Genomic DNA, 23,574 nt, shown 5'->3' with positions numbered 1-23,574 from the left:
GGCGGACGACGGCATGAGGTTCGTTCGTCTCCCCGGGATGACGGGAAGGTCAGGGATGTCCCTGGGTATCGGGGCGGTCATGAACCCAGAGTGGGTGAACGACCTGGTCGGGGCGATGCGGGTGGGCCGGACGGGGGACCTCGGCGCCGGGTGGCCTGTCGTCCCGTGTCCGGGCCGCCCCTCACTACCCGGTCACCACCCGGGCCGTCTCCGTACCCGGGCCGTCCTGGTGCCTGGACCGCCCCGGCTCCGGGTTACTCCCGCCCCACCAGTGTCATCAGCGTCGCCTCCGGAGGGCAGGCGACGCGGAACGGGGTGTAGCGGCTGGTTCCGCAGCCCGCGGAGACGTGGAGGTAGGACGTCCGACCCTCGGAGGTGTGCGAGGACAGGCCCTTCACGCGGTCGGTGTCCAGGTCGCAGTTGGTGACCAGGGCGCCGTAGAACGGGACGCAGAGCTGGCCGCCGTGGGTGTGGCCGGCCAGGACCAGGGGGTAGCCCTCAGCCGTGAAGGAGTCCAGGACGCGCAGGTAGGGGGCGTGGACGACACCCATCGAGAAGTCGGCCGTGCCCGACGGGCCGCCCGCCACCTCCGTGTAGCGGTCCCGTTTGATGTGCGGGTCGTCCAGGCCGGTCAGCTCGATCGTGGCGCCCTCGATCTTCAGGGTGTCCCTGGTGTTCGTCAGGTTCCGCCAGCCCGCGCCGTCGAAGCCGTCCCGCAGGTCCTCCCACGGGTTGTGGACCACGTCGGCGACTGGGGGGTTACCGTTCAGGCCGTGCCGGCCCTGGACCTTCTCGATCAGGTAGCGGGCGGGGTTGCGCAGCTTCGGGCCGTAGTAGTCGTTGGAGCCGAAGACGTACGCGCCCGGGAACTCCATCAGCGGGCCCAGCGCGTCCAGTACCTCCGGGACGCCCTCCGGGTCGGACAGGTTGTCGCCCGTGTTGATCACGAAGTCCGGACGCAGACCCGCCAGTGAGCGCAGCCAGCGCTGCTTCTTGCGCTGGCCGCTCACCATGTGGATGTCGGATACCTGCAGCACGCGCAGCGGGCGCACTCCGGCGGGCAGGACCGGGATCGTCACCCGCCGCAGTCGGAAGGAGCGGGCCTCGAAGCCCGCCGCGTACACCAGTCCGGCGGCACCGGCCGCCGTGATTCCCAGGGGGATTCCGTATCGCGCGCGCATATGCCCATCGTGTCAGATCCGGGAGGAGCGGATGTTCCGCGGTCACCCTCCGGGCGGTCGGTCCGGAGCGGGCTGGTGACCGTCCGCCCGAACGGGCCCTGTGACACCGGGGTTCGGGAGCACGCCGTGAATGCGTGGGCGTCCCTCCCTCCGTTCCTGCGACAATCAAGGCATGACCACGCTCAAGTCGAAGCTGCACGACGACCTCAACGTTGCGATCAGAGAGCGCGACGAGCTCAGCTCCTCGACGCTCCGGCTGACGCTCACCGCGATCACCAAGGAGGAGGTCGCGGGGACGGAGAAGCGCGAGCTCTCCGACGACGAGGTCTTCGAGGTGATCACCCGCGAGGCGAAGAAGCGCCGTGAGGCGGCGGACGCCTTCGCCCGGGGCGGGCGTCCCGAGCAGGCCGAGCGGGAGAAGGCGGAGGGTGAGTTCCTCGCGCGCTACCTGCCCCAGCAACTGTCCGACGACGAGCTGAACGCGATCGTCGCCCAGGCCGTCGAGGAGGCGAAGGCGGCCGGTGCCCAGGGCCCGCGGGCCATGGGCGAGGTCATGAAGATCGTCAACCCGAAGGTGGCCGGGCAGGCGGAGGGCGGTCGCGTGGCCGCCGCGGTGAAGAAGTCCCTCGCCGGCAGCTGAGCCGGTGGACAGCGGAGGACCCCTCCCTCTCGAGCCCAAGCACGGAGAAGAGGGGCCCTTCGTCTGTGTCGTCTGTGTGCCGTCAGCGTCGTCCGCCGGGCCCGTTGCCGGGGCCCTGGATGAAGTTCTCCGGGATGGAGATGGTCGGGAGCGGTTCGGCTCCGCCGTTGGTATCGGTCCCGCCGCTGCTGTTGCCGCCGTTGCCGCCGCCGAAAAGGCCTCCGATGATCCCGCCGGCGTTGTTGTTGCGGCCGTCGTTGCTGTCGCCGTTGCCGTTGTTCCCCCGGTCCCGGTCCCGGTCCCGGCCGCGGTCGCGGTTCTCGTCCTCGTCCTCGTCCTCGTCCTCGTCCTCGCGGTCCGGGATGTTGACGAGGTTGAAGCTGGGCGCTTCCTTGCCCGACAGGGCGCCGGTCATGGCGTCCTTCCAGATCGGACCAGGGACCGCGCCACCGAAGACGAGCGCGTGGGAGACCCCGCCGATCGTGATGTTCTGCATCTTGACGTCCTGCTGAGGGCTGCCGACCCAGACGGCACCCGACAGGTTCGGCGTGTAGCCGACGAACCAGGCGTTCCGCCGCTCATCCGTCGTGCCTGTCTTGCCCGCGTTCTGGCGGTCGGTCAGGCCGGCCTCACGTCCCGTACCGGAGTCGACCACGCCCTGCAGCAGGGTGTTGATGGTGTCCGCGGTCCCCTCGGACATCGCCCGCTTGCACGTGGACTTCGGAACCTCGAGTGACTGCTGCTTCCCGCTGATCTTCTGCGTGATCGACTCGATCGCGATCGGCGTGCAGTACATGCCCCGGTTGGCGAAGGCCGCGTAGGCGCTCGCCATGGTCAGCGGCGAGAGGCCGGTCGAGCCGAGCGTCATCGACGACGGCACCTCGGGGACCTTGTCGCCGTTGCCCTGGACCACTCCCAGGGCGTCGGTCATCTTCACCACCGGGCACATCCCGATGTCGGCGAGCATCTCCACGAAGAAGGTGTTGACCGACAGGGCCATCGCCCCCTTCAGGTCGTACGGCCCGACCTCGGACTCCGCTTCGTTCTCGAGTTCCTCGTTGCGGCTGTTGACCCAGGGGTTGCCGCTGCACGTCTGGACCCGGTCCGGGTACGGCATCTCATAGGGCGCGGGGTACGTCTGCGTCGCCGGACGGCCCTGCTCCAGCGCCGCCGCGGCCACGAACGGCTTGAACGTCGAACCGGTCGGGAACCCGAAGTTGGAACCGCCCATGGCGGCGTCGACCGAGTAGTTGTACTCGGTCTCGTCCTTGCCGTAGCCGAACGGCTTGGACTGTCCCATCGCGAGGATCTTGCCGCTGCCGGGCTCGACCAGGGTGGTCGCCGCGGCGACCTTGTCCGACTTGTAGACGTGCGTCTTCAGCGATTCCCGCACCGACTTCTGCGCCTGCGGGGCGAGCGTCGTACGGATGGTCAGGCCGCCCTGGTTCCAGACCTTGGCCCGGTCCTCCTGCTTCTTCCCGAAGACCGGGTCGTTCAGGAACACCTCGCGCACGTAGTCGCAGAAGAAGGCCGCATCGTCGACCGCCGTGATGCAGCCGTTCTTCGGCTTGCTGACCTTCAGCCCGAGCGGTGTCCCCGACGCCTCGGCGGCCTCCTCCCGGGAGATGTCACCCACCTCGGCCATCCGTGCCAGGACCACGTTGCGCCGCTTGGTGGCCTCCGCCTCGTCGTTGACCGGGTCGTACCGGCTCGGCGACTGGACGAGGCCGGCGATGAGGGCCGACTCCTGGAGGGTGAGATCCTTGGCGGGCTTGGAGAAGTAGCGCTGGGCGGCGGCCTCCACGCCGTAGGCCTGCTGGCCGAAGTACGTGATGTTCAGGTAGTTCTCGAGGATTTTCTTCTTGCCCAGCTCCTCCTCGACCTGGATCGCGAACTTCAGCTCGCGGATCTTGCGGCCGATGGTCTGCTGGGTGGCCTGCGCGACCTTCGTCGGGTCGTCGCCGGCCTCCTCCACGAAGACGTTCTTCACGTACTGCTGCGTCAGGGTGGACGCGCCCTCGGAGACGCCGCCGGTCTGCGCGTTGCGGTTGAGCGCGCGCAGTACGCCCTTGAGGTCGACCGCACCGTGCTCGTAGAAGCGCGAGTCCTCGATCGCGACGATCGCCTTCTGCAGGTGCGGCGAGATGTCCTTGAGGTCGACCACCGTGCGGTCACGCGAGTAGACGGTCGCGATCTTGCCGCCCTCCGCGTCGAGGATGGTGGTGCGCTGGCTCAGCGGAGGCGTCTTGAGGTTGGCGGGGAGCTCCTCGAAGCTCTCCACCGACCCCTTGGCGGCGAGGCCCAGCGCACCCACGGCGGGGATCGCGATACCGGCCAGTACCGCTCCTGACAGGACACTGACACCGAGGAACTTGGCGGCCTGCTGCGTTGGCGACAGACCACCGCCCGAGCGCTTCTTTGGCATGGGAGCAGCCTACGTTCTCGTTCGCCGGACAGGCGTACAGGCCTTGGCCTAAGCTGCTCGCAACTGTCACAGCAGTGAGGTCACGTATCAATACGTCCGGCGACCCCGAATCGTTCCGGATCCCTCCGACTTTTTTGTCGGCGCGTGTTGGGTGCGTGTCCGGAACCACCTCCCGTGTCACATGGTGTCCGTTGTGGCGCAAGTGAAACGACCTGAAACCTCGGGATTGTCGCGGATGTCGCCACCTCACTCCCCCGGGTGATCTGCCGCTTACCCATAGTCCGTTCGGGCCATTCAAGATTGGGCCTGCTGGGGGTGTTGCGCTGTGCCCACCTTCCGTAACGTCCTCAACTGGCGGCGGTGAATATGCCGCTGCCGCCGTGGGGGAGCCTCGATTCGGGAGAGGACGGCGCCGGTATGGGCTGGGTTACCGACTGGAGTGCGCAGGCTGCCTGTCGCACTACTGATCCGGATGAGCTGTTCGTTCAAGGAGCAGCGCAGAACAGGGCCAAGGCGGTGTGCACCGGATGTCCGGTACGCACGGAGTGCCTGGCCGACGCGCTCGACAACCGCGTCGAGTTCGGCGTATGGGGAGGGATGACGGAACGTGAACGTCGCGCGCTGCTGCGTCGGCGGCCCACGGTGACGTCCTGGCGCCGGCTGCTGGAGACCGCGCGCACGGAGTACGAGCAGGGGACAGGGGGCGTCCCCCTCGACGACGAGGTGTACGCGAACCTCGTGGCGGTGGGCTGAGGGCTCTCGGGGGGTTCTTGGCCTCTGCGGGGGAGCACGGCGGGCAGGACTCCGGGCGAGCAGACTCCGTGCGGGCAGGACTCCGCGTGCGGGCGGCGTTCGGCGGACGGTCGGTGTTCCGCGGGTGGTCGGTGTTCGGCCGCTGGTCGGTGCTCGGCCGCGCGTGGCGACGGGGCCGTCGGTGCGGACCCGTGGGCCCGTGGATCCGTGGGGACTTGCGGACCGGTCCGTCAGGGGATGTCGGCGCGCCTCGGGGCACGTGGGCGTCAGTGACGGCTGGTCCGGTGACGGGGCACGGCGCCGCCGTCAGGGCGTGCCGACGTGTGTCAGGCGCTCGCCCCGGGCAGCTCCGGCCGGTTGGCCGCGAGCCGGTCGCCGATGTCCCGCAGCCCCGCGAGGTCGTGCACGTCGCCGGGCAGCGCGGCCACCTCCGTCACCGCCACCTCGGGGTGGAGCGCGGTGAAGCGGTCCCGTGTGCGCTGCTCGCGTGAGAGCAGTTGCATCCGCTCGGCGTGCAGCCTCAACAGGCCCACGGTGAGCTGGTCGACGGACCGCTCCGCGTCCACCTCGCCCGCTCTGTCGGCGCCGACCCCGGCGCCGGTGTCGTCCACGGTGGCGGGGGAGCCTCCGTCGGGGACGTCGTCCTGTGCCGGGGTGCCGGGAGAGACGGTTGTGGGTGACTTGGATGTGTCGGGGGCCCCGGGTGCCTCCGGAGTGGGAGTCTCCGCAGCGGGGTCGGCCGAACTCTTGTATGGGTCGGGTGAGTTACGAAGTCCAGCTTTCCCGCCCTCCTGATCCACAATGCGGGAGTCCTCAAGATTTTCTGCGGCGGCGAGTGCCCGCTCGGCCGACAGCCGGTCGGCGTCGCTGCCGTGCACCCGGTTGAGGACCAGGCCGGCCAGCGGCATGTCCTCGGCGGCCAGCCGTTCCACGAAGTACGCGGCCTCGCGCAGCGCGTCCCGCTCCGGGGCCGCGACCACCAGGAACGCGGTCCCGGGCGCCTGGAGCAGCTTGAACGTGGCGTCCGCGCGGGTACGGAACCCGCCGAACATGGAGTCCATCGCTGCCACGAACGTCTGCACGTCGCCCAGCAGTTGGCCTCCGAGCACCTTTCCCAGGACGCCGGTCATCATGGACATCCCGACGTTCAGGAACTTCATCCCCGCCCGGCCGCCGACCTTCGCCGGGGCCAGCAGGACGCGGATGAGCTTGCCGTCGAGGAAGGAACCGAGCCGCTTCGGCGCGTCCAGGAAGTCCAGCGCGGACCGGGACGGCGGGGTGTCGACGACGATGAGGTCCCACTCGTCACGGGCCCGCAGCTGCCCCAGCTTCTCCATCGCCATGTACTCCTGCGTGCCCGCGAAGCCCGCCGAGAGCGACTGGTAGAAGGGGTTCCCCAGGATCGCCGAGGCCCGCTCGGGGTCCGCGTGCGCCTCGACGATCTCGTCGAACGTGCGCTTCATGTCGAGCATCATCGCGTGCAGTTCGCCCCCCGCGGAGCCGTCGATGCCCTTCACCCGGCGGGGGATGTTGTCGAGGGAGTCGATGCCCATGGACTGGGCCAGCCTGCGGGCCGGATCGATGGTCAGGACGACCACCTTGCGCCCCCGCTCGGCCGCGCGCAGACCCAGCGCCGCCGCGGTGGTCGTCTTGCCCACCCCGCCCGAACCGCAGCACACCACGATCCGGGTGCCGCGGTCCTCGATCAGCGGGTCGACATCGAGCGTGGGTACGGAGGAGAGGTGGTGGCGGGCCGAGCCGCCCGCGTGGGCCGGGTCGTGCGCCTGCGCCGGTTCCGGACGACGACTCATGACATTCCCTGCTTCCGATGCTTCCGGTTCGGTTGCCGGTCGGTGACGGGCACGCCCGTACGGGGTGCGGCTTCGGCGGGCGGGTTCTTGCCGGTCATGACACCCCCTGGGCGCGGAGTTCCTCGGCCAGCTCGTACAGGCCCGCCAGGTCCATGCCCTCCGCGAGCAGCGGCAGCTCGTGCCGGGGCAGCTCCACCTCGGCCAGCGCGGCGCGCTGCTCGGCCTCCAGCGCGTACCGCTCGGCGTACTCCTCCGCCTGCGTGAGCAGAGGGTCCACCAGCCGCTCGGCGTGCCCGCCGCGCCGCGCGCCGCCGAGACCGGCCGAGGACAACGACCGCGCGAGAGAAGAACGCGTGACCGTCCCCACGCGTTCCAGATCGGCCGCGTCCAGCAGCTCCGGGCGCACCATGTTGACGATGATCCGCCCCACCGGCAGCCGGGCCGCCCGCAGCTCGGCGATGCCGTCCACGGTCTCCTGGACCGGCATCTCCTCCAGCAGCGTGACCAGGTGCACCGACGTCTCCGGCGATTTCAGCACCCGCATCACGGCCTGTGCCTGATGGTGTATCGGGCCGATCCTGGCGAGTCCCGCGACCTCGTCGTTGACGTTGAGGAAGCGGGTGATGCGCCCGGTCGGCGGGGCGTCCATCACGACGTAGTCGTAGACGAACCGTCCGCTCCTGTCCTTGCGCCGTACCGCCTCGCACGCCTTGCCGGTCAGCAGCACGTCCCGTACACCCGGCGCGATGGTGGTCGCGAAGTCGATCGCGCCGAGCTTCTTCAAGGCCCGTCCGGCACCGCCCAGCTTGTAGAACATCTGGAGGTAGTCCAGAAGGGCACGCTCCGCGTCGATGGCGAGGGCGTGCACCTCCCCGCCCCCGGGGGCGACGGCGATCTTTCGTTCCTCGTACGGCAACGCCTCCGTCTCGAAGACCTGTGCGATGCCCTGGCGGCCCTCGACCTCGACGAGAAGCGTCCGCTTCCCCTCCGTGGCCAGAGCCAGCGCGAGGGCCGCGGCCACCGTGGTCTTGCCGGTTCCGCCTTTGCCACTGACGACCTGAAGCCTGCTCACGCCTTTGAGCCTAATTCCTCCCCGCGCGTCCCGTCGGCTCCGGGTGGGATCTCCCCGGAATGCAGCCGCTAGAGTCGCCGCATGACGAAATGGGAGTACTCGACGGTTCCGCTGCTGGTCCACGCCACGAAGCAGATTCTGGACACCTGGGGCGAGGACGGCTGGGAGCTTGTACAGGTCGTTCCCGGCCCGAACAACCCCGAGCAGCTGGTGGCCTACCTGAAGCGGGAGAAGCAGGCGTGAGCGAGGTCGAGGCGAAGCTGGCCGAGCTCGGCCTGAGGCTGCCCGAGGTGGTTCCGCCGCTGGCCGCGTACCGTCCGGCCGTGCTGTCCGGCCGGTACGTCCACACCGCCGGCCAGCTTCCCATGGTGGACGGCGCGCTCTCGCTGACCGGCAAGGTCGGCGCCGAGGTCACGGCGGAGGAAGCGAAGGAGCTGGCGCGCACCTGTGCGCTGAACGCCCTCGCCGCAGTGAAGTCCGTCGCCGGTGACCTGGACCGCGTGGCGCGCGTGGTGAAGGTCACCGGGTTCGTGGCCTCGGCCGCGGACTTCACGGGCCAGCCGGGCGTCCTCAACGGCGCGAGCGAGCTGCTGGTCGACGTCCTCGGCGACAAGGGCGTCCACGCCCGCAGCGCGGTGGGCGTCGCGGTACTGCCGCTGGACGCGCCCGTGGAGGTCGAGATCCAGGTGGAACTGACCGGGACGGACTGAGGGGGACGGACTGAGGGGGACGGACTGAGGGGGGCGGGCTTGCGGGGGCGGGCGGGTGCTTCTCCCCTGCTCCCCGGGTTGCCCCTCGAACATCGGCCCGTCGAGAGATAGCCTCCGGCCATGGCGAATGCGCAGGCTGATGGGCAGGCCGGGGGCCGGCCGGGTGTTCGAACCGGCGGGCAGTGGTATCCGCCGGAATGGCCGGAGCGTATCCGCGCGCTCGCGGACGGGACCCTCGTCCCGGTCGCACCGAAGCGCGCGGCCACCGTCATGCTCCTGAAGGACACCGGCGACGGCTACGTCGTCCACATGCTGCGCCGACGCACCTCCATGGCCTTCGCCGGAGGTGCGTACGCCTATCCCGGCGGTGGGGTCGACCCGCGCGACGACGATCTCCGCGTCCGCTGGGCGGGCCCCACGCGTGCGTGGTGGGCGGACCGACTCGGCGCCGGCGAAACGGCGGCCCAGGCGGTCGTCTGCGCCGCGGTGCGCGAGACGTACGAGGAGGCCGGCGTGCTGCTTGCGGGCCCGACGCCCGACTCCGTGGTCGGCGACACCACGGGCCCGGACTGGGAGGCGGATCGCGCGGCCCTCGTCGCGCGGGAGATGTCCTTCGCGGAGTTCCTCGACCGCCGGGGACTGGTCCTGCGCTCGGACCTGCTCGGCGGGTGGACGCGGTGGATCACCCCGGAGTTCGAGCCCCGCCGCTACGACACCTGGTTCTTCGTCGCCGCCCTTCCCGAGGGACAGCGCACCCGGAACGCCTCCACGGAGGCCGACCGTACGGTGTGGATCGCCCCGGGCGAGGCAGCCGCCGCGTACGACCGGGGCGAGCTGCTGATGATGCCGCCGACCATCGCGACCCTGCGCCAGCTGACGGCGTACACGACGGCGGCACAGGCGCTCGAGGCGGCACCCGCGCGTGACCTCACGCCGGTGCTGGCCACCGCGCGGCTGGAGGAGGGCGAGGTCGTGCTGTCCTGGCCGGGGCACGACGAGTTCACCCGGCACGTCCCGCAGCATGCCCAGCCCACCCGGCACACTCAGCACAACCCCCACGGTGGAGCCCCCGCATGACGGATGCGGCAGCCCTTCCCGGCCAACCGCGCGGAGGGGTCCTCTCCGGACCCGCCACCGCGCGGGCGGTCAACGTCCTGGCGCCGAACGCCTCGGCGATGACCCTGGACGGCACCAACACCTGGATTCTGTCGGAACCCGGTTCCGCGCGGGCGGTCGTGATCGACCCGGGCCCGCTGGAAGAGGGGCATCTGCGCAGCGTCGTCGACAGCGCCGAGCGGGCCGGAAAGCGCGTCGCCCTCACCCTGCTGACGCACGGTCACCCGGACCATTCCGAGGGCGCCGCCCGCTTCGCCGAGCTGACCGGTACGAACGTACGGGCACTGGACCCGGAGCTGCGCCTGGGGGACGAGGGACTGTCCGGCGGGGACGTGGTCACCGTGGACGGCCTGGAACTGCGGATCGTCCCCGCCCCCGGTCACACCGCCGACTCGCTGGCCTTCCACCTGCCGGCCGACGGGGCCGTCCTCACCGGTGACACGGTCCTGGGGCGCGGTACGACCGTCGTGGCCCACCCCGACGGCCGCCTCGGCGACTATCTGGACACGCTGCGCCGCCTGCGCTCGCTCACGGTCGACGACGGCGTCCACACGGTCCTGCCGGGCCACGGCCCCGTACTGGAGGACGCCCAGGGGGCCGTCGAGTACTACCTGGCGCACCGCGCGCACCGCCTGGCCCAGGTGGAGACGGCCGTGGAGAACGGCCACCACAGCCCGTCCGAGGTCGTCGCCCACGTCTACGCCGACGTGGACCGCTCCCTGTGGCCGGCCGCGGAGCTGTCGGTCCGCGCGCAGCTGGAGTACCTGCGGGAACACGGGCTCATCTAGGCCCTGTCCGGAGTGTCCCGTCTGCCGTGCGGGGTCCGGCACGGCACCTGGCCGCACGGCCGGATCACCCGGGTACGTCCGGTACGAGGGCGGTCCGGCCGCACACCGAGGCACCGCACCAGACGCAGCAGGGCCGCCCTTCGGGCGACGACGGGAAACTCCGGACAGGACCTGGGGCCGGGCAGGTAGGGCCGGGCAGGCCCCGGGAACCCTGGGGCCTGCAGCTCTGGTCCCCGGGGTCAGTGGCCCCGGAGGGCCGGGTCAGGTCAGCGGGATCGGGTCAGCGGGACCGCTTCGCAAGGCGTTCGACGTCCAGGAGGATCACCGCGCGGGCCTCCAGGCGGAGCCAGCCGCGCTGGGCGAAGTCCGCCAGGGCCTTGTTGACCGTCTCGCGGGACGCGCCGACCAGCTGGGCCAGCTCCTCCTGCGTGAGGTCGTGGACGACGTGGATGCCCTCCTCGGACTGCACGCCGAAGCGGCGGGAGAGGTCCAGCAGGGCACGGGCGACCCGGCCCGGAACGTCGGAGAAGACGAGGTCCGACATGGCGTCGTTGGTCTTGCGCAGCCTGCGCGCGACGGCCCGCAGCAGCGCGGTGGCGACCTCGGGGCGGGCGTTCAGCCAGGGCTGGAGATCTCCGTGGCCGAGGGCGAGCAGTTTGACCTCGGTCAGGGCTGTGGCGGTCGCGGTGCGCGGGCCCGGGTCGAAGAGTGACAGCTCACCGATGAGCTCGCTGGGCCCGACGACGGCCAGCATGTTCTCGCGGCCGTCGGGGGAGGTGCGGTGGAGCTTGACCTTGCCCTCGGTGACCACGTAGAGCCGGTCTCCGGGGTCGCCCTCGTGGAACAGGGAGTCGCCCCGTGCGAGGGTCACCTCGCTCAGCGAGGCGCGAAGCTCCGCGGCCTGCTCGTCGTCGAGCGCCGCGAAGAGCGGGTTCCGCCGCAGAACGTCGTCCACGTGTTCTCTCCTTGTCGACCTGCTCAGGGGATCCTGATCCCCGCGTACCAGGGGACCGAAGTGCCCAGTTTGCCGGACAGTCCAAACAGTGTGATCTGTCACAAGGATGCCGCACAGGCCTGCCGGGGTAAGCGGCAGGGGTCCAATTGGGGGCCGGTCCTCAGGGGTCGGGGCGGATGTCGGTGCCGAGCCGTAGGCTGGCCGGGTGTCCAAATCGCCGGTGGGAGAGCAGGCCCGAGGGGCTGTTCGGGTGGCGGCGCACCGGGATTCCGCCGTGGGCGAACAGGGCTCGGATGGCGGCAGGGAAACGGCGAAACCGACAAAGAAGGCGCCGGTGAAGAAGAAATCGACCGCGAGTGCGACCGGGAGGGCGACCTCGGATCCGAGGTCGCCCTCGATCTCGAACGGCAGCTCGAACAACACCTCGGACACGGCCTCAAGCGCGGGTGCGAGCAAGGCGACCGGGGCGAAGCCGACGGATTCGGCCAAGCCGGTGAGGCCTGCGAAGCCCGCGGCCACGGGCAGGGCGGCCAAGCCGCCCGAGGCGGAGTCGCGCCTCGCCCTCGTCCGCCGCGCCCGGCGGATCAACCGGGAGCTCGCCGAGGTGTTCCCGTACGCCCACCCCGAGCTGGACTTCGAGAACCCCTTCCAGCTCGTGGTCGCCACGGTCCTGTCGGCCCAGACCACCGACCTGCGCGTCAACCAGACGACCCCCGCCCTCTTCGCGAAGTACCCCACCCCCGAGGACCTGGCCGCCGCCAACCCGGAGGAGGTGGAGGAGATCCTGCGTCCCACCGGCTTCTTCCGGGCCAAGACCAAGTCGGTGATAGGCCTTTCGAAGGCGCTGGCGGAGGATTTCGGCGGCGAGGTGCCGGGCCGGCTCGAGGATCTCGTCAAGCTTCCCGGTGTGGGCCGCAAGACGGCCTTCGTCGTGCTCGGCAATGCCTTCGGCCGGCCCGGCATCACCGTGGACACGCATTTCCAGCGTCTGGTGCGACGCTGGAAGTGGACCGGGGAGACCGACCCCGACAAGATCGAGGCGGCTGTCGGCGCGCTCTTCCCGAAGAGCGACTGGACCGACCTCTCGCACCACGTGATCTGGCACGGCCGCCGCATCTGTCACGCCCGTAAACCCGCGTGCGGCGCCTGCCCCATCGCCCCGCTCTGCCCGGCGTACGGCGAGGGCGAGACCGACCCGGACAAGGCGCAGAAGCTGCTGAAGTACGAGAAGGGCGGCCTCCCGGGCCAGCGCCTGAACCCTCCGCAGGCCTACCTCGACGCGGGCGGCCGGCCGGCCCCGCCGCTGGGCGCCGGATGAACCGCAGGGGTCGCACGGGCCGCATGACGGGGGCATACACGGCGGGCGTCGGTGGAACGATCCAGGCACTGGCGGGCGTTGAACGGAGCAGGGGGAGCGGTGGGGCGAGGACGGCAGGGGTGGCGATGACGTGGGTGACCGATCCCCGGGGTGGCCGGATGACGCTCAGCACGGAGGGTCTGCCCTCCTGGCTGGACCCCGTGGTCCGGGTCGCGAAGACGGTCGCGCCGGACGACCTGAGCCGCTTCCTGCCCCCGGCGGACGGCGCGGGCCGCCAGGCCGCCGTCCTCGTCCTGTTCGGCGACGGCGAGCGGGGCCCGGAGTTGCTGCTCATGGAGCGGTCGGCCGCGCTGCGCTTGCATGCCGGACAGCCGGCCTTCCCCGGCGGCACCCTCGACCCCGAGGACGGCGACCCGCTGGCCGACGGTCCGCTGTGGGCCGCGCTGCGTGAGGCCGAGGAGGAGACGGGGCTCGATCCCGACGGCGTCCAGCTCTTCGGAGTCCTGCCGAAGCTCTACATCCCCGTCAGCGACTTCGTCGTCACGCCGGTCCTGGGCTGGTGGCGGAACCCCAGCCCGGTCGGTGTCGTCGATCCGAACGAGACCGCGCGCGTCTTCACCGTTCCCGTGGCGGATCTCACCAATCCCGACAACCGGACGACCACGGTCCATCCCAGCGGCCACCGGGGTCCGGCATTCCTGGTCGAATCGGCCGTGGTGTGGGGTTTCACGGCCGGGATCATCGACCGGCTGCTCCATTACACGGGGTGGGAGCGCCCCTGGGACCGGGAGAGGCAGGTCCCGCTGGACCGGCGGTCATGACAGGGTGGGCGCGGTGCCGTGCGGTACGGGGGCTCGTGACGACGGCGGTTCACGCCGTATCCCCCCGGGCTCCGGCCCGGTAAGGACGACCGGAATGACGAGGCGAGGCAGAACGCGGTGAACGTGCTGGACATCCTGTTGCTGGTCGCCGCCGTGTGGTTCGCGGTCGTCGGCTACCGCCAGGGGTTCGTCGTCGGCATCCTGTCGGTGATCGGGTTCCTGGGCGGCGGTCTCGTCGCCGTCTACATCCTCCCCGTCATCTGGGACCTGATGACGCACAACGCGGAGGTCGGCACGGCCGCCGCTGTCGTCGCGGTCGTCGTCGTCATAGTCTGCGCCTCCGTGGGCCAGGCCCTGACCACACACCTCGGCAACAAGCTGCGCCGTCACATCACCTGGTCCCCGGCCCGCGCGCTCGACGCCACCGGCGGTGCCCTGGTCAACGTCGTCGCGATGCTCCTGGTCGCCTGGCTGATCGGCTCCGCCCTCGCGGGCACGACCCTGCCGACGCTCGGCAAGAAGGTCCGACAGTCCAAGGTGCTGACCGGTGTCTCCCGGGCGCTGCCCGACCGGGCCGACACCTGGTTCGCCGACTTCTCCTCCGTCCTCGCGCAGAACGGTTTCCCCCAGGTCTTCAGCCCGTTCGCGAACGAGCCGATCACCGACGTCCAGCCCCCCGACCCCGCCCTGGCCGGCAGCCCCGTGGCCGGGCGGGCGCAGCGGTCCATCGTCAAGGTCATGGGCACCGCCCCGCAGTGCGGCAAGGTCCTCGAAGGCACCGGCTTCGTGTTCTCCGAGCGCCGCGTGATGACCAACGCGCATGTCGTGGGCGGCGTCGACGAGCCGACCGTGCAGATAGGCGGCGAGGGCAGGAAGTACGACGCGACGGTCGTCCTCTACGACTGGAAACGCGACATCGCGGTCCTCGACGTCCCGGACCTGGAGGCGCCCGCGCTACGGTTCGCCACCGAGGACGCGAGCAGCGGCGACAGCGCGATCGTCGCCGGCTTCCCGGAGAACGGCGCGTACGACGTCCGGTCCGCGCGGCTGCGCGGGCGCATCACGGCCAACGGCCCGGACATCTACCACCGGGGCACCGTCCGCCGTGACGTCTACTCCCTGTACGCGACGGTCCGTCAGGGCAACTCCGGCGGCCCGCTGCTGACTCCCGGGGGCCAGGTCTCCGGCGTGGTGTTCGCCAAGTCCCTGGACGACGCCGAGACGGGGTACGCGCTCACCGTGGACGAGATCCAGGAGGACATCGTCAAGGGCCGTTCCGCGACCCAGCAGGTGGACAGCGACAGCTGCGCTCTCTGAGCGGCGGGAGGGCTGCCGCGGACGGGCGTACGGCCGACGGTATGTTCGGCCGTACGCCTTCCGTCAGCCGCGAGGGTGATGGTGGCGCAGTCGTACCGAGACCCAGCGCGCCCGGCGGCGGAGGATACGCGGAATCCCGACCCGGAGATCCGTACCTGCCATCTGCGGTGCACCGCCTTGCTGGTGGGGTCCCCTGCCGCCCGCCGCACGGCGGTTGCGGCCTGCGTCACTGTGATCGTGCGTCCAGCCCATACTCCGACCCCTGCCCCCACCACATGGTCCATAACCGCCTCGCGGAGAGCCAATTGGCCTATGCGCCAGGCAAATGGCCGTTCATAGGAAAGGTGTTCAGTTTCGGTGATCGGATCTGCATACCGGAAGGGGGCGGGGCAGTACCGAGAAAGGCCGGGAAGGGCGGAACGGAGGGTGGAGGAGGTACCGGAAGCCGCCGCTCGGCCGGTTGTCAGCGGTCGGGTTCCGGGTCCTTCAGCCAGTTGATCAGCTCGGAGGAGAACGCGGCCGGATCCTCCTCGTGCGGGAAGTGCCCGAGCCCGTCGAACAGCCGCCAGCGGTACGGCGCTTCGACGTACTCCCCGGACCCGGCGGCGTTGCGGGCGCCCACCACGGGGTCGAGCGAGCCGTGCAGGTGCAGTGTCGGCACCCGCACCGGCCGCTTCATCCGGCGGTTGAACTGGATGCCGTCCGGCCGGGCCAGAGACCGCACCATCCAGCGGTACGGCTCGATCGAGCAGTGCGCGGTGGAGGGGATGCACATGGCTCGCCGGTAGTTCTCCAGTGCCTTTTCCTCTGGCGGGCGGGGCCCGGACCAGTCCTGGATCAGCTCGGCCACCAGCGCCCCCTCGTCGGCGGTGAGCTGCCGCTCCGGGATCCAGGGCCGCTGGAAACCCCAGATGTGCGACATGGCGGACGACTGCCGCACGTCGGCGATCATGGCCGCCCGCCAGCGCCGCGGATGCGGCATGGACGACACCGCGAGCCGCCGTACGAGCTTGGGGCGCATCGCCGCCGCCGTCCAGGCCAGGTACCCGCCCAGGTCGTGCCCGACCAGCGCGGCGTCCGGCTCGCCGAGGGAACGGATCACACCGGTGACGTCCAGCGCGAGGTTGGCCGGGTCGTAACCGCGCGGTGTGCGGTCGCTGCCGCCGACGCCCCGCAGGTCCATGGCGACCGCGCGGAACCCGGCGTCGGCCAGCGCCGTCAGCTGGTGCCGCCAGGTCCACCAGAACTGCGGGAAGCCGTGCAACAGCAGCACCAGCGGCCCGTCGCCGAGCTCGGCGATGTGGAAGCGCGCGCCGTTGGCGGCGACGTCCCGGTGGGTCACCTCGGCACCGCCCGGGATGACGAGGCGTACGGCTGAGAGGGGGTGCGCCGAAGGAGTGGCGGGATCCGTCATGAGGATGAGCGTGCCACAGCTTCGATCGCCTCGGGGACCCGGTCCTTGGGGAGTTCGGGACGCGGGTGCGGCTTGGCCTTCTGCAGCACGACCGCCGTCTCCTTCATCGAGGCGGCGACCTTCCGCGGGCCGCGGCCCTTCTTGGCCTTCTTCGCGAAGACCACCCCGATCAGGGCGAGGAGGAACGCGAGCAGTACGTTCGCCGCGAAGGACAGCAGGAAGCAGACGGCGAGGTTCCAGTCGCTCCAGGTACGGATGCCGTAGGCCAGGGCGAAGCTCAGCATCGGCAGGGAGAAGAGCAGCACGAGGCCGGCCAGGGTGAACAGCCCGCCGCTCGTCGCGCCCCGCTGTACATCTCGTTTGAGCTGTGCCTTCGCCAGCGCGATCTCGTCGTGCACCAGCGCGGACATGTTCTCCGTCGCCGAGGCGAACAACTGGCCGATGCTGCGTTCGGCGCCGACCGGGCTGCCGTCGGGTGCGCTCATCGCGGTCTCCCTCTTCTTTCGTCCTGCGTGCCTCTGCGTACCTCTGAGTAAGGCTCAGTCTGCCGCCTGACGGCCCCCACCCGCCCCAGCACCCGCGCCCGACCGGGTGTGTCCTGTGGTGGTGGCCGTTGCGAGGACTGCGGGTGCGGCGAGCGCGGGTGCTGGGGTGGCTGCGGGCGTCCGGCGGGGGCCTTCGACCGTCCTGACTGTGTACTGTCCCGTCAGATCATGCCGGACCGTCGTGCTCCTCGCCTGCCCCGCCCGGTACGTCGGCAAGCCCCTCGTGCCCCTCGGCCTTCTCCCGCGCGATCCGCCGGTGCTCGGCGGCCTTGTTCTCGTATATCCCCGCCATGCGCAGGTGGTACGCCGGGTCGTCCTCCTCGTAGATGTCCGGGACGCCGCTGAGGTCGTCGTCGCGTTCCTCGTCCTCGGTCAGCTTGCGGTACTTGGCGTTCTGGATCTTCAGCAGCACGGTCGCGACGACTGTCGCGACCAGCGAACCGACCAGTACGGAGGCCTTGACGCTGTCCGACATCAAGGCGTCGCCCTCGAAAGCGAGCTCGCCGATGAGCAGGGAGACGGTGAACCCGATTCCGGCGAGGGCCGACACCGCCAGGATGTCCGCCCAGGCGAGGTCGTCGCTGAGCGAGGCCCTGGTGAAGCGGGTGGTCAGCCACGTGCCGCCGAAGATGCCGAGCGTCTTGCCGACGACGAGGCCGAGGACCACACCGAGCGTCTCGGGCGTGGTGAACACCTCCCCGAGTGCGCCGCCGGAGACCGTCACCCCCGCGCTGAACAGGGCGAACAGTGGAACCGCGAGGCCCGAGGAGAGAGGTCGGACCAGGTGTTCTATGTGCTCGCCGGGGGACTGCTTCTCGTCCTCGTGACGGTGGCAGCGCAGCATCAGGCCCATCGCGACACCGGCGATGGTGGCGTGGATCCCGCTGTTGTACATCAGGCCCCAGATGACCAGGGCGAGCGGCACGTACACGTACCAGCCGCGTATGCCCTTGCGCAGCAGCAGCCAGAAGGCGGCCAGGCCCACCACGGCACCGGCGAGCGCGAGGAAGTCGAGGTCGCTGGTGAAGAAGACCGCGATGATCAGGATCGCGAAGAGGTCGTCGACGACCGCGAGGGTCAGCAGGAAGGCGCGCAGCGCGCTCGGCAGGGACGTGCCGATGACGGCGAGCACGGCGAGCGCGAAAGCGATGTCGGTGGCGGTGGGCACGGCCCAGCCGGCCAGCGAACCACCGCCGATGCCGCTGGTGAACGTGTAGACGAGGGCCGGTACGGCCATGCCGCACAAGGCGGCGACCACAGGGAGCGCGGCGGCCCGGGGGTCGCGCAGATCACCGGCGACGAGTTCGCGTTTGAGCTCGATTCCGGCCACGAAGAAAAAGATCGCGAGCAGTCCGTCGGCGGCCCAGTGCGAGACGGACAGGTCCAGGCCGAGGGCTGCGGGCCCGAAGTGGAAGTCGCTGACACTCTCGTAGCTGTCCTGCAGGGCGGGTACGTTCGCCCATATCAGCGCGGTGACCGCGGCGACGAGCAGCAGCACACCGCCGACGGTCTCGGTGCGCAGCGCGTCCGTGACGTAGTTCCGCTCGGGCAGGGAGAGGTGGCCGAAGGCCTTGCGTGGGGTGGGGGTGCGGGGTGTGGGCACAGGGTGATCCTCTGGTAGACGGGTAGCACGAATCGCGTGCCGACCAGACTTCCCGGCGCTCCATGAGACAGCGTTTGCTCGGGTGGCCTGTTGTGGCCACCTTTCATGGTCACTCTAACCAACGTGCTTGGGCGCTGCACCGACAGCTTTCGGTGACGGATGTCACGGATGTCACGAAGGCGCGCGGCACCCGGCGCGCGGCACCTGGCGCGCGGCACCTGGCGCGCGGTGCCCGGCGCGCGGTGCCGGGTGCCTCCGTGGCCCGAGGGCGGGCGGGCCGTGACCGACGGGCCCGAGGGGGACCCGCCCCGGTGTCAGTCCTCGCTGGACGACCGGGGCAGCTTCGCCTGGATCAGATTCATGACCGTGGCGTCGGTCAGCGTCGTCACGTCCCCGAGCTCACGGTTTTCGGCGACGTCCCGCAGCAGGCGGCGCATGATCTTGCCGGAACGGGTCTTCGGCAGCTCGTTCACCGGCAGGATCCGCTGGGGCTTGGCGATCGGGCCCAGCGCTGAACCCACGTGCGCGCGCAGCTCGGCGACCAGGCCCTCGGTCTCGGAGGCCGTGCCGCGCAGGATCACGAAGGCGACGATGGCCTGCCCGGTCGTCTCGTCGGTCGCGCCGACCACGGCCGCCTCGGCGACCGACGGGTGGGAGACGAGCGCCGACTCCACCTCGGTGGTGGAGATGTTGTGCCCGGAGACCAGCATCACGTCGTCGACCCGGCCGAGCAGCCAGATGTCGCCGTCGTCGTCTTTCTTGGCGCCGTCACCGGCGAAGTACTTGCCCTCGAAGCGGGACCAGTACGTGTCGAGGAAGCGCTGGTCGTCGCCCCAGATGGTGCGCAGCATCGACGGCCACGGCTCGGTGAGGACCAGGTAGCCACCGCCGCCGTTCGGTACCTCGTTCGCCTCGTCGTCGACGACGGTCGCGGCGATGCCGGGCAGCGGGGTCTGGGCGGAGCCCGGCTTGGCGGTGGTCACGCCCGGCAACGGCGAGATCATGATTCCGCCTGTCTCGGTCTGCCACCAGGTGTCCACCACGGGGGTGCGGTCCGCGCCGATGTTCTTCCGGTACCAGATCCAGGCCTCGGGGTTGATCGGCTCGCCGACGGAGCCGAGGACCCGCAGCGAGGACAGGTCGAACTTCGCGGGGATGTCGTCGCCCCACTTCATGAACGTCCGGATCGCGGTCGGCGCCGTGTAGAGGATCGTCACGCCGTACTTCTGCACGACCTCCCAGAAGCGGCCCTGGTGCGGGGTGTCGGGCGTGCCCTCGTACATGACCTGGGTCGCGCCGTTGGCGAGCGGTCCGTAGACGATGTACGAGTGCCCGGTCACCCAGCCGACGTCGGCCGTGCACCAGAACACGTCCGTCTCCGGCTTGAGGTCGAAGACCGACCAGTGAGTGTAAGCCGTCTGGGTGAGGTAGCCACCGGAGGTGTGCAGGATGCCCTTCGGCTTACCCGTGGTGCCGGAGGTGTAGAGGATGAACAGCGGGTGCTCGGCCTCGAACGCCTCGGGGGTGTGCTCGGTGGACTGGCGCCCCACCAGGTCGTGCCACCACACGTCGCGGCCCTCGGTCCAGGCGACGTCCTGGCCGGTACGGCGGACGACGAGGACGTGCTGCACGTTGTCGACGCGGCCGGCCGCCTCGTCCACGGCGGGCTTGAGCGCGGACGGCTTGCCGCGCCGGTAGCCGCCGTCGGCGGTGATGACGACCTTGGCGTCGGCGTCCTGGATACGGGTCGCGAGCGCGTCCGCCGAGAAGCCGCCGAAGACGACGGAGTGCGCGGCGCCGATACGGGCACAGGCCAGCATCGCGATCGCGGCCTCGGGGATCATCGGCAGGTAGACGGCGACCCGGTCGCCCTTCCGTACACCCAGCTCCAGCAGGGCGTTGGCGGCCTGGGAGACCTCGTCCTTGAGCTGGGCGTAGGTGATCGCGCGGCCGTCGCCGGGCTCGCCCTCGAAGTGGATGGCGACGCGGTCGCCGTTCCCGGCCTCGACATGGCGGTCCACGCAGTTGTAGGCGACGTTGAGTTCGCCGTCCTTGAACCACTTGGCGAACGGAGGGTTCGACCAGTCGAGGGTTTCGGTGGGCTCCTTGGCCCAGGTCAGCCGGCGGGCCTGCTCGGCCCAGAAGCCGAGCCTGTCAGCCTTGGCCTGTTCGTACGCCTCCGCGGTGACGTTGGCGTGTGCGGCCAGGTCGACGGGGGGTGCGAACCTGCGTTCTTCCTTGAGCAGGTTGGCCAGGCTTTCGTTGCTCACGGCATCTGCCTTTCCCGGAGTGTCCGTTGTGTCCCAGGCCACAGCTCATCAGAACCAGGGGTGCGCTGACAAGGGTCGACGGCAAAGTGGTTTAGACCTTTAGGGGTCTACCGCCGGCTTCCACGGCCAGGGGCCACCCCTATCCACGGAGACCGGTGAGGTGCGGTTCAGCCTCGGCACTGCCTCATATGTCTTCGGAGTCCGGTCGCCGGTCCTTCACTGCGTAGGATCCTTGGCCCGGACCCGGTCGAACACCCGCTCTCCGGCCGCCTCGCTGAGGAGATACGCCCGTGCCTCACCCACGTGGAAATAGAGGCCATGGAGCGTCAGGAGCCCGTCCTTCAGGGCGCGGGCCACCGATTCGTGGGCGCGCAGGTGCTCCAGCTGCTGGACGACGTTGGCCAGGCAGAGCTGCTCGGCGGTGTCCGCCGGTGCCCGCCCGGCCAGCCGAACCTGGGGCCCACTCCTGTCCCGCACGCGCTCCAGGCTCGGCAGCCCGTGCCGCAGCCACCGTCTCAGCGGAGTGAGGGCGCCGTCCGGCTGGGGGTCGAGCAGTGCCTGCATCGCACCGCAGCCCGAATGCCCGCACACCGCGATGGACCGCACCTCCAGCACCTCCACGGCGTACTCGAGGGCGGCCGCCACCGAGTCGTCACCGCTCTCCTCGCCGGGCGGCGGCACGAGGTTGCCGACATTGCGGACCACGAACAGGTCGCCCGGACCGCTGGAGGTGATCATCGAGGTGACCAGCCGGGAGTCGGCGCAGGCGAGGAACAACTGAGTCGGCCGCTGTCCCTCGCGCGCCAGCCGGGCCAGCTCACCGCGCACCAGAGGAGCGGTGTTCCGCTGGAACGTGCTGAGCCCGCGCACCAGGTCGGTCCCGGTCCGGGACGTCTCCGGGCCGTTGGCACCCAACAGGCTGCCGGTGCCGGTGTCCGACCCCGTGCTCACGCCCGTGCCCGTGCCCGACGGGTTCGGGCGCCCGCCGGGACCGTCCTGTCCGTCGCCGGCGTCTCCGGTGTCACGGCTGTCGTGGTCGCGCAGGTCGTCGTCCGGTGCGGAGAGCGCTGGCTCGCACTGGTGGTTGCGCCAGGCGGTCCAGGGCCGGCAGCGGCATCCGGCGCTGGACGGCATGCCGGTCTCGTCCGCCGCGGGGGAAGAGACGAGCGTCGCGGGCTCGGCGATCCGCACGCCCACTCCGGGCCGACGGCCGGTGATCTCCACCGCTCCGCCCCGGGCGGTGTGTGTGTTCTGCCAGTCGTGCAGGGCCTCGTACGCCGCGTGGTCCATGAACGAGCCGTCCAACGCCACGACACCGGTGGCCCCCTGGGGCACGAGATGCAGGGCCCGGCTGAGTCTGGGCACCGCGAGGAACGTCAACTGCCCTCGGACATGTACGTGATGGACTCCGTCCTTCTCCTCATGCGTGATCCGGGTCCGAGTGAGGCGGTGCAGGGCCACGCCCACGGCGACGGCGACCCCCAGGGTCACGCCCTCCAGAACTCCCGCGAAGACCACGCCGACGGCGGTCACGGCGTAGACCAGGGCTTCACGGTGGCGGGTCACCGTGCGAATGTGGTGCAGGGACACCATCTGGATGCCGACGGCCATCACCAGGGCGGCGAGCGAGGCCAGCGGGATGAGCTCCAGGAGGGGAACCATCAGCAGCGCGGCGACCACTACGAGAACGCCGTGCAGCATCGTGGAGTTCCGGCTCACGGCGCCCGCGTGCACGTTCGCGGAACTGCGCACGGCCACCCCGGCCACGGGCAGGCCGCCGAGGCAGCCGGAGGCGATGTTCGCGGTGCCCTGGCCGAGCAGTTCGCGGTCCAGGTCGGAGCGTGGGACATGGCCCGGACCGGGGCGACGGGACACCAGTTTGTCCACGGCGACCGCGCCCAGCAGTGACTGCACGCTGCACACCAGCGTGGTGGTGAGCACGGCGGCGACGAGCCCGAGCACGGGCCCTTCGGGGAGCCCGGCCAGTGCGTGGCTGCGCCAGGACGGCAGGTCGACCTCGGCCAGGACGAGTCCGGCCGCTGCGGCCGTCGCGGTGGCCCCTGTGACGGCGACGAGAGCGGCGGGGACCCTGCGCAGAAGGCGTCCGGCCTGTCCGGGCAGTCTCGGCCACAGCAGGAGCAGGGCGAGGGTGAGCACGCTCACTGCGACAGCCGCGGGGTCCACGTTCGCCAACTGGGCGGGCAGCGCCCGGAGATTGTCGGGGACGGAGCTCTGCGGGGTGCCGCCGAGGACGATGTGCACCTGGGCGACGGCGATGGTGACGCCGATGCCGGCGAGCATGCCGTGCACGATCGCGGGGCTGACGGCGAGCGCGCCGCGTGCCACCCGCAGGAAGCCCAGGCCGATCTGGGCGAGTCCGGCGAGGACGGTGATGGCACAGGTCGTCCGCCACCCGTACTGCTGGATGAGGTCGGCGGTGACGACGGTGAGTCCGGCGGCCGGACCGCTGACCTGGAGCGGGGAGCCGCCGATCCGGCCGGCGACGATCCCGCCCACGGCCGCGGCCACCAGGCCGGCCTGGAGCGGCGCGCCGGTGGCGAGGGCGATGCCGAGCGACAGGGGCAGGGCGATCAGGAAGACCGCCACGGCGGCCGACAGATCGGCGCCCGCGATGCGCAGGCGGCGGGGGTGGGGTGGCCGGACCGGTGGCGGACTGTGCGGCGGATGAGCGCGTTCGGGCCGGTTCGGATCGGCGGTGTGGGTGGGAACACAGGCTGGCATGCTTCCCGTCTCCTCCGGGGCTGCGCGGTCACGGAAAGGGGTGGTGACCCGCTCGACGGCGGGGATGGACGCGGCCGGGGGCACGGCGTCGGA

The 23,574-nt window shown here is 70.7% G+C and carries 20 protein-coding genes; 9 read left to right on the top strand and 11 right to left on the bottom strand.

The window, feature by feature from the left end:
• Positions 1–254: 254 nt before the first annotated feature.
• Positions 255–1,181, bottom strand: a complete 927-nt coding sequence (locus HUV60_RS15300; protein WP_257850724.1) for a metallophosphoesterase — start codon at positions 1,179–1,181, stop codon at positions 255–257.
• Between the two features lie 172 nt (positions 1,182–1,353).
• On the opposite strand from HUV60_RS15300, the gene HUV60_RS15295 reads away from it, so the two are divergent.
• Positions 1,354–1,821, top strand: coding sequence for a GatB/YqeY domain-containing protein (locus tag HUV60_RS15295; RefSeq protein WP_257850725.1), 468 nt, complete (start codon positions 1,354–1,356; stop codon positions 1,819–1,821).
• Positions 1,822–1,903: 82 nt separating this feature from the next.
• Here the strand turns inward: HUV60_RS15295 and HUV60_RS15290 are convergent, their stop codons facing one another.
• The gene (locus HUV60_RS15290) at positions 1,904–4,246 is read right to left on the bottom strand and encodes a transglycosylase domain-containing protein (protein WP_257850726.1); all 2,343 of its coding nucleotides are present in this window, start codon (positions 4,244–4,246) and stop codon (positions 1,904–1,906) included.
• Between the two features lie 417 nt (positions 4,247–4,663).
• Between HUV60_RS15290 and HUV60_RS15285 the strand changes: the two genes are divergently transcribed.
• A complete protein-coding gene (locus HUV60_RS15285) occupies positions 4,664–4,999 on the top strand; it encodes a WhiB family transcriptional regulator (protein ID WP_257850727.1) in 336 nt (111 codons plus the stop codon).
• Positions 5,000–5,325: 326 nt separating this feature from the next.
• Here the strand turns inward: HUV60_RS15285 and HUV60_RS15280 are convergent, their stop codons facing one another.
• Both HUV60_RS15280 and HUV60_RS15275 read right to left on the bottom strand, forming a co-directional pair.
• Positions 5,326–6,810 (bottom strand): ArsA family ATPase, encoded by a 1,485-nt coding sequence (locus HUV60_RS15280; protein ID WP_257850728.1) that lies wholly within the window; start codon positions 6,808–6,810, stop codon positions 5,326–5,328.
• A 94-nt stretch (positions 6,811–6,904) separates the two neighbouring features.
• On the bottom strand, positions 6,905–7,882 hold the full coding sequence (locus HUV60_RS15275; RefSeq protein ID WP_257850729.1) for an ArsA family ATPase: 978 nt from the start codon (positions 7,880–7,882) through the stop codon (positions 6,905–6,907).
• A gap of 81 nt (positions 7,883–7,963) precedes the next feature.
• On the opposite strand from HUV60_RS15275, the gene HUV60_RS15270 reads away from it, so the two are divergent.
• The 4 genes from HUV60_RS15270 (at position 7,964) to HUV60_RS15255 (ending at position 10,496) form a co-directional block, all read left to right on the top strand.
• Positions 7,964–8,125, top strand: a complete 162-nt coding sequence (locus HUV60_RS15270; RefSeq protein ID WP_019355547.1) for a DUF4177 domain-containing protein — start codon at positions 7,964–7,966, stop codon at positions 8,123–8,125.
• Complete coding sequence (locus HUV60_RS15265) at positions 8,122–8,592, top strand: RidA family protein (protein ID WP_257850730.1); 471 nt, start codon at positions 8,122–8,124, stop codon at positions 8,590–8,592. The genes HUV60_RS15270 and HUV60_RS15265 overlap by 4 nt, the downstream gene beginning before the upstream one ends.
• A gap of 120 nt (positions 8,593–8,712) precedes the next feature.
• Positions 8,713–9,669 carry an NUDIX hydrolase gene (locus HUV60_RS15260; RefSeq protein WP_257850731.1) on the top strand — a complete coding sequence of 319 codons (957 nt, stop codon included), beginning with the start codon at positions 8,713–8,715 and terminating at the stop codon, positions 9,667–9,669.
• Positions 9,666–10,496, top strand: coding sequence for an MBL fold metallo-hydrolase (locus tag HUV60_RS15255; protein ID WP_257850732.1), 831 nt, complete (start codon positions 9,666–9,668; stop codon positions 10,494–10,496). The genes HUV60_RS15260 and HUV60_RS15255 overlap by 4 nt, the downstream gene beginning before the upstream one ends.
• A gap of 280 nt (positions 10,497–10,776) precedes the next feature.
• Here HUV60_RS15255 and HUV60_RS15250 read toward each other — a convergent pair whose 3' ends face one another.
• Complete coding sequence (locus HUV60_RS15250) at positions 10,777–11,451, bottom strand: Crp/Fnr family transcriptional regulator (protein ID WP_042163713.1); 675 nt, start codon at positions 11,449–11,451, stop codon at positions 10,777–10,779.
• Positions 11,452–11,944: 493 nt separating this feature from the next.
• On the opposite strand from HUV60_RS15250, the gene nth reads away from it, so the two are divergent.
• From nth to HUV60_RS15235, 3 genes are all read left to right on the top strand, one after another.
• Positions 11,945–12,769 (top strand): endonuclease III, encoded by an 825-nt coding sequence (gene nth, locus HUV60_RS15245; RefSeq protein WP_257850733.1) that lies wholly within the window; start codon positions 11,945–11,947, stop codon positions 12,767–12,769.
• Positions 12,770–12,927: 158 nt separating this feature from the next.
• The gene (locus tag HUV60_RS15240) at positions 12,928–13,590 is read left to right on the top strand and encodes an NUDIX hydrolase (protein ID WP_257850734.1); all 663 of its coding nucleotides are present in this window, start codon (positions 12,928–12,930) and stop codon (positions 13,588–13,590) included.
• A gap of 117 nt (positions 13,591–13,707) precedes the next feature.
• A complete protein-coding gene (locus HUV60_RS15235; protein ID WP_257850735.1) occupies positions 13,708–14,907 on the top strand; it encodes a MarP family serine protease in 1,200 nt (399 codons plus the stop codon).
• 63 nt (positions 14,908–14,970) lie between these two features.
• Here the strand turns inward: HUV60_RS15235 and HUV60_RS15230 are convergent, their stop codons facing one another.
• From HUV60_RS15230 to HUV60_RS15205, 6 genes are all read right to left on the bottom strand, one after another.
• On the bottom strand, positions 14,971–15,159 hold the full coding sequence (locus HUV60_RS15230) for a hypothetical protein (protein ID WP_257850736.1): 189 nt from the start codon (positions 15,157–15,159) through the stop codon (positions 14,971–14,973).
• 211 nt (positions 15,160–15,370) lie between these two features.
• Positions 15,371–16,321: an alpha/beta fold hydrolase gene (locus HUV60_RS15225; RefSeq protein ID WP_257850737.1), complete on the bottom strand. Its 951-nt coding sequence runs from the start codon at positions 16,319–16,321 to the stop codon at positions 15,371–15,373.
• On the bottom strand, positions 16,318–16,806 hold the full coding sequence (locus tag HUV60_RS15220) for a phage holin family protein (protein ID WP_257850738.1): 489 nt from the start codon (positions 16,804–16,806) through the stop codon (positions 16,318–16,320). The genes HUV60_RS15225 and HUV60_RS15220 overlap by 4 nt, the downstream gene beginning before the upstream one ends.
• Positions 16,807–17,032: 226 nt before the next feature.
• Positions 17,033–18,469 carry a Na+/H+ antiporter NhaA gene (gene nhaA, locus HUV60_RS15215; protein WP_257850739.1) on the bottom strand — a complete coding sequence of 479 codons (1,437 nt, stop codon included), beginning with the start codon at positions 18,467–18,469 and terminating at the stop codon, positions 17,033–17,035.
• 314 nt (positions 18,470–18,783) lie between these two features.
• The gene (gene acs, locus HUV60_RS15210) at positions 18,784–20,739 is read right to left on the bottom strand and encodes an acetate--CoA ligase (protein ID WP_257850740.1); all 1,956 of its coding nucleotides are present in this window, start codon (positions 20,737–20,739) and stop codon (positions 18,784–18,786) included.
• 216 nt (positions 20,740–20,955) lie between these two features.
• The gene (locus tag HUV60_RS15205) at positions 20,956–23,481 is read right to left on the bottom strand and encodes a SulP family inorganic anion transporter (RefSeq protein WP_257850741.1); all 2,526 of its coding nucleotides are present in this window, start codon (positions 23,479–23,481) and stop codon (positions 20,956–20,958) included.
• Positions 23,482–23,574 lie beyond the last annotated feature (93 nt).

Origin of the sequence: Streptomyces sp. KMM 9044, from assembly GCF_024701375.2 — a bacterium.
Lineage (GTDB): Bacteria > Actinomycetota > Actinomycetes > Streptomycetales > Streptomycetaceae > Streptomyces.
Note: the sequence above shows the minus strand (reverse complement) of the source record. Positions and strands in the feature narration are given on the sequence as shown.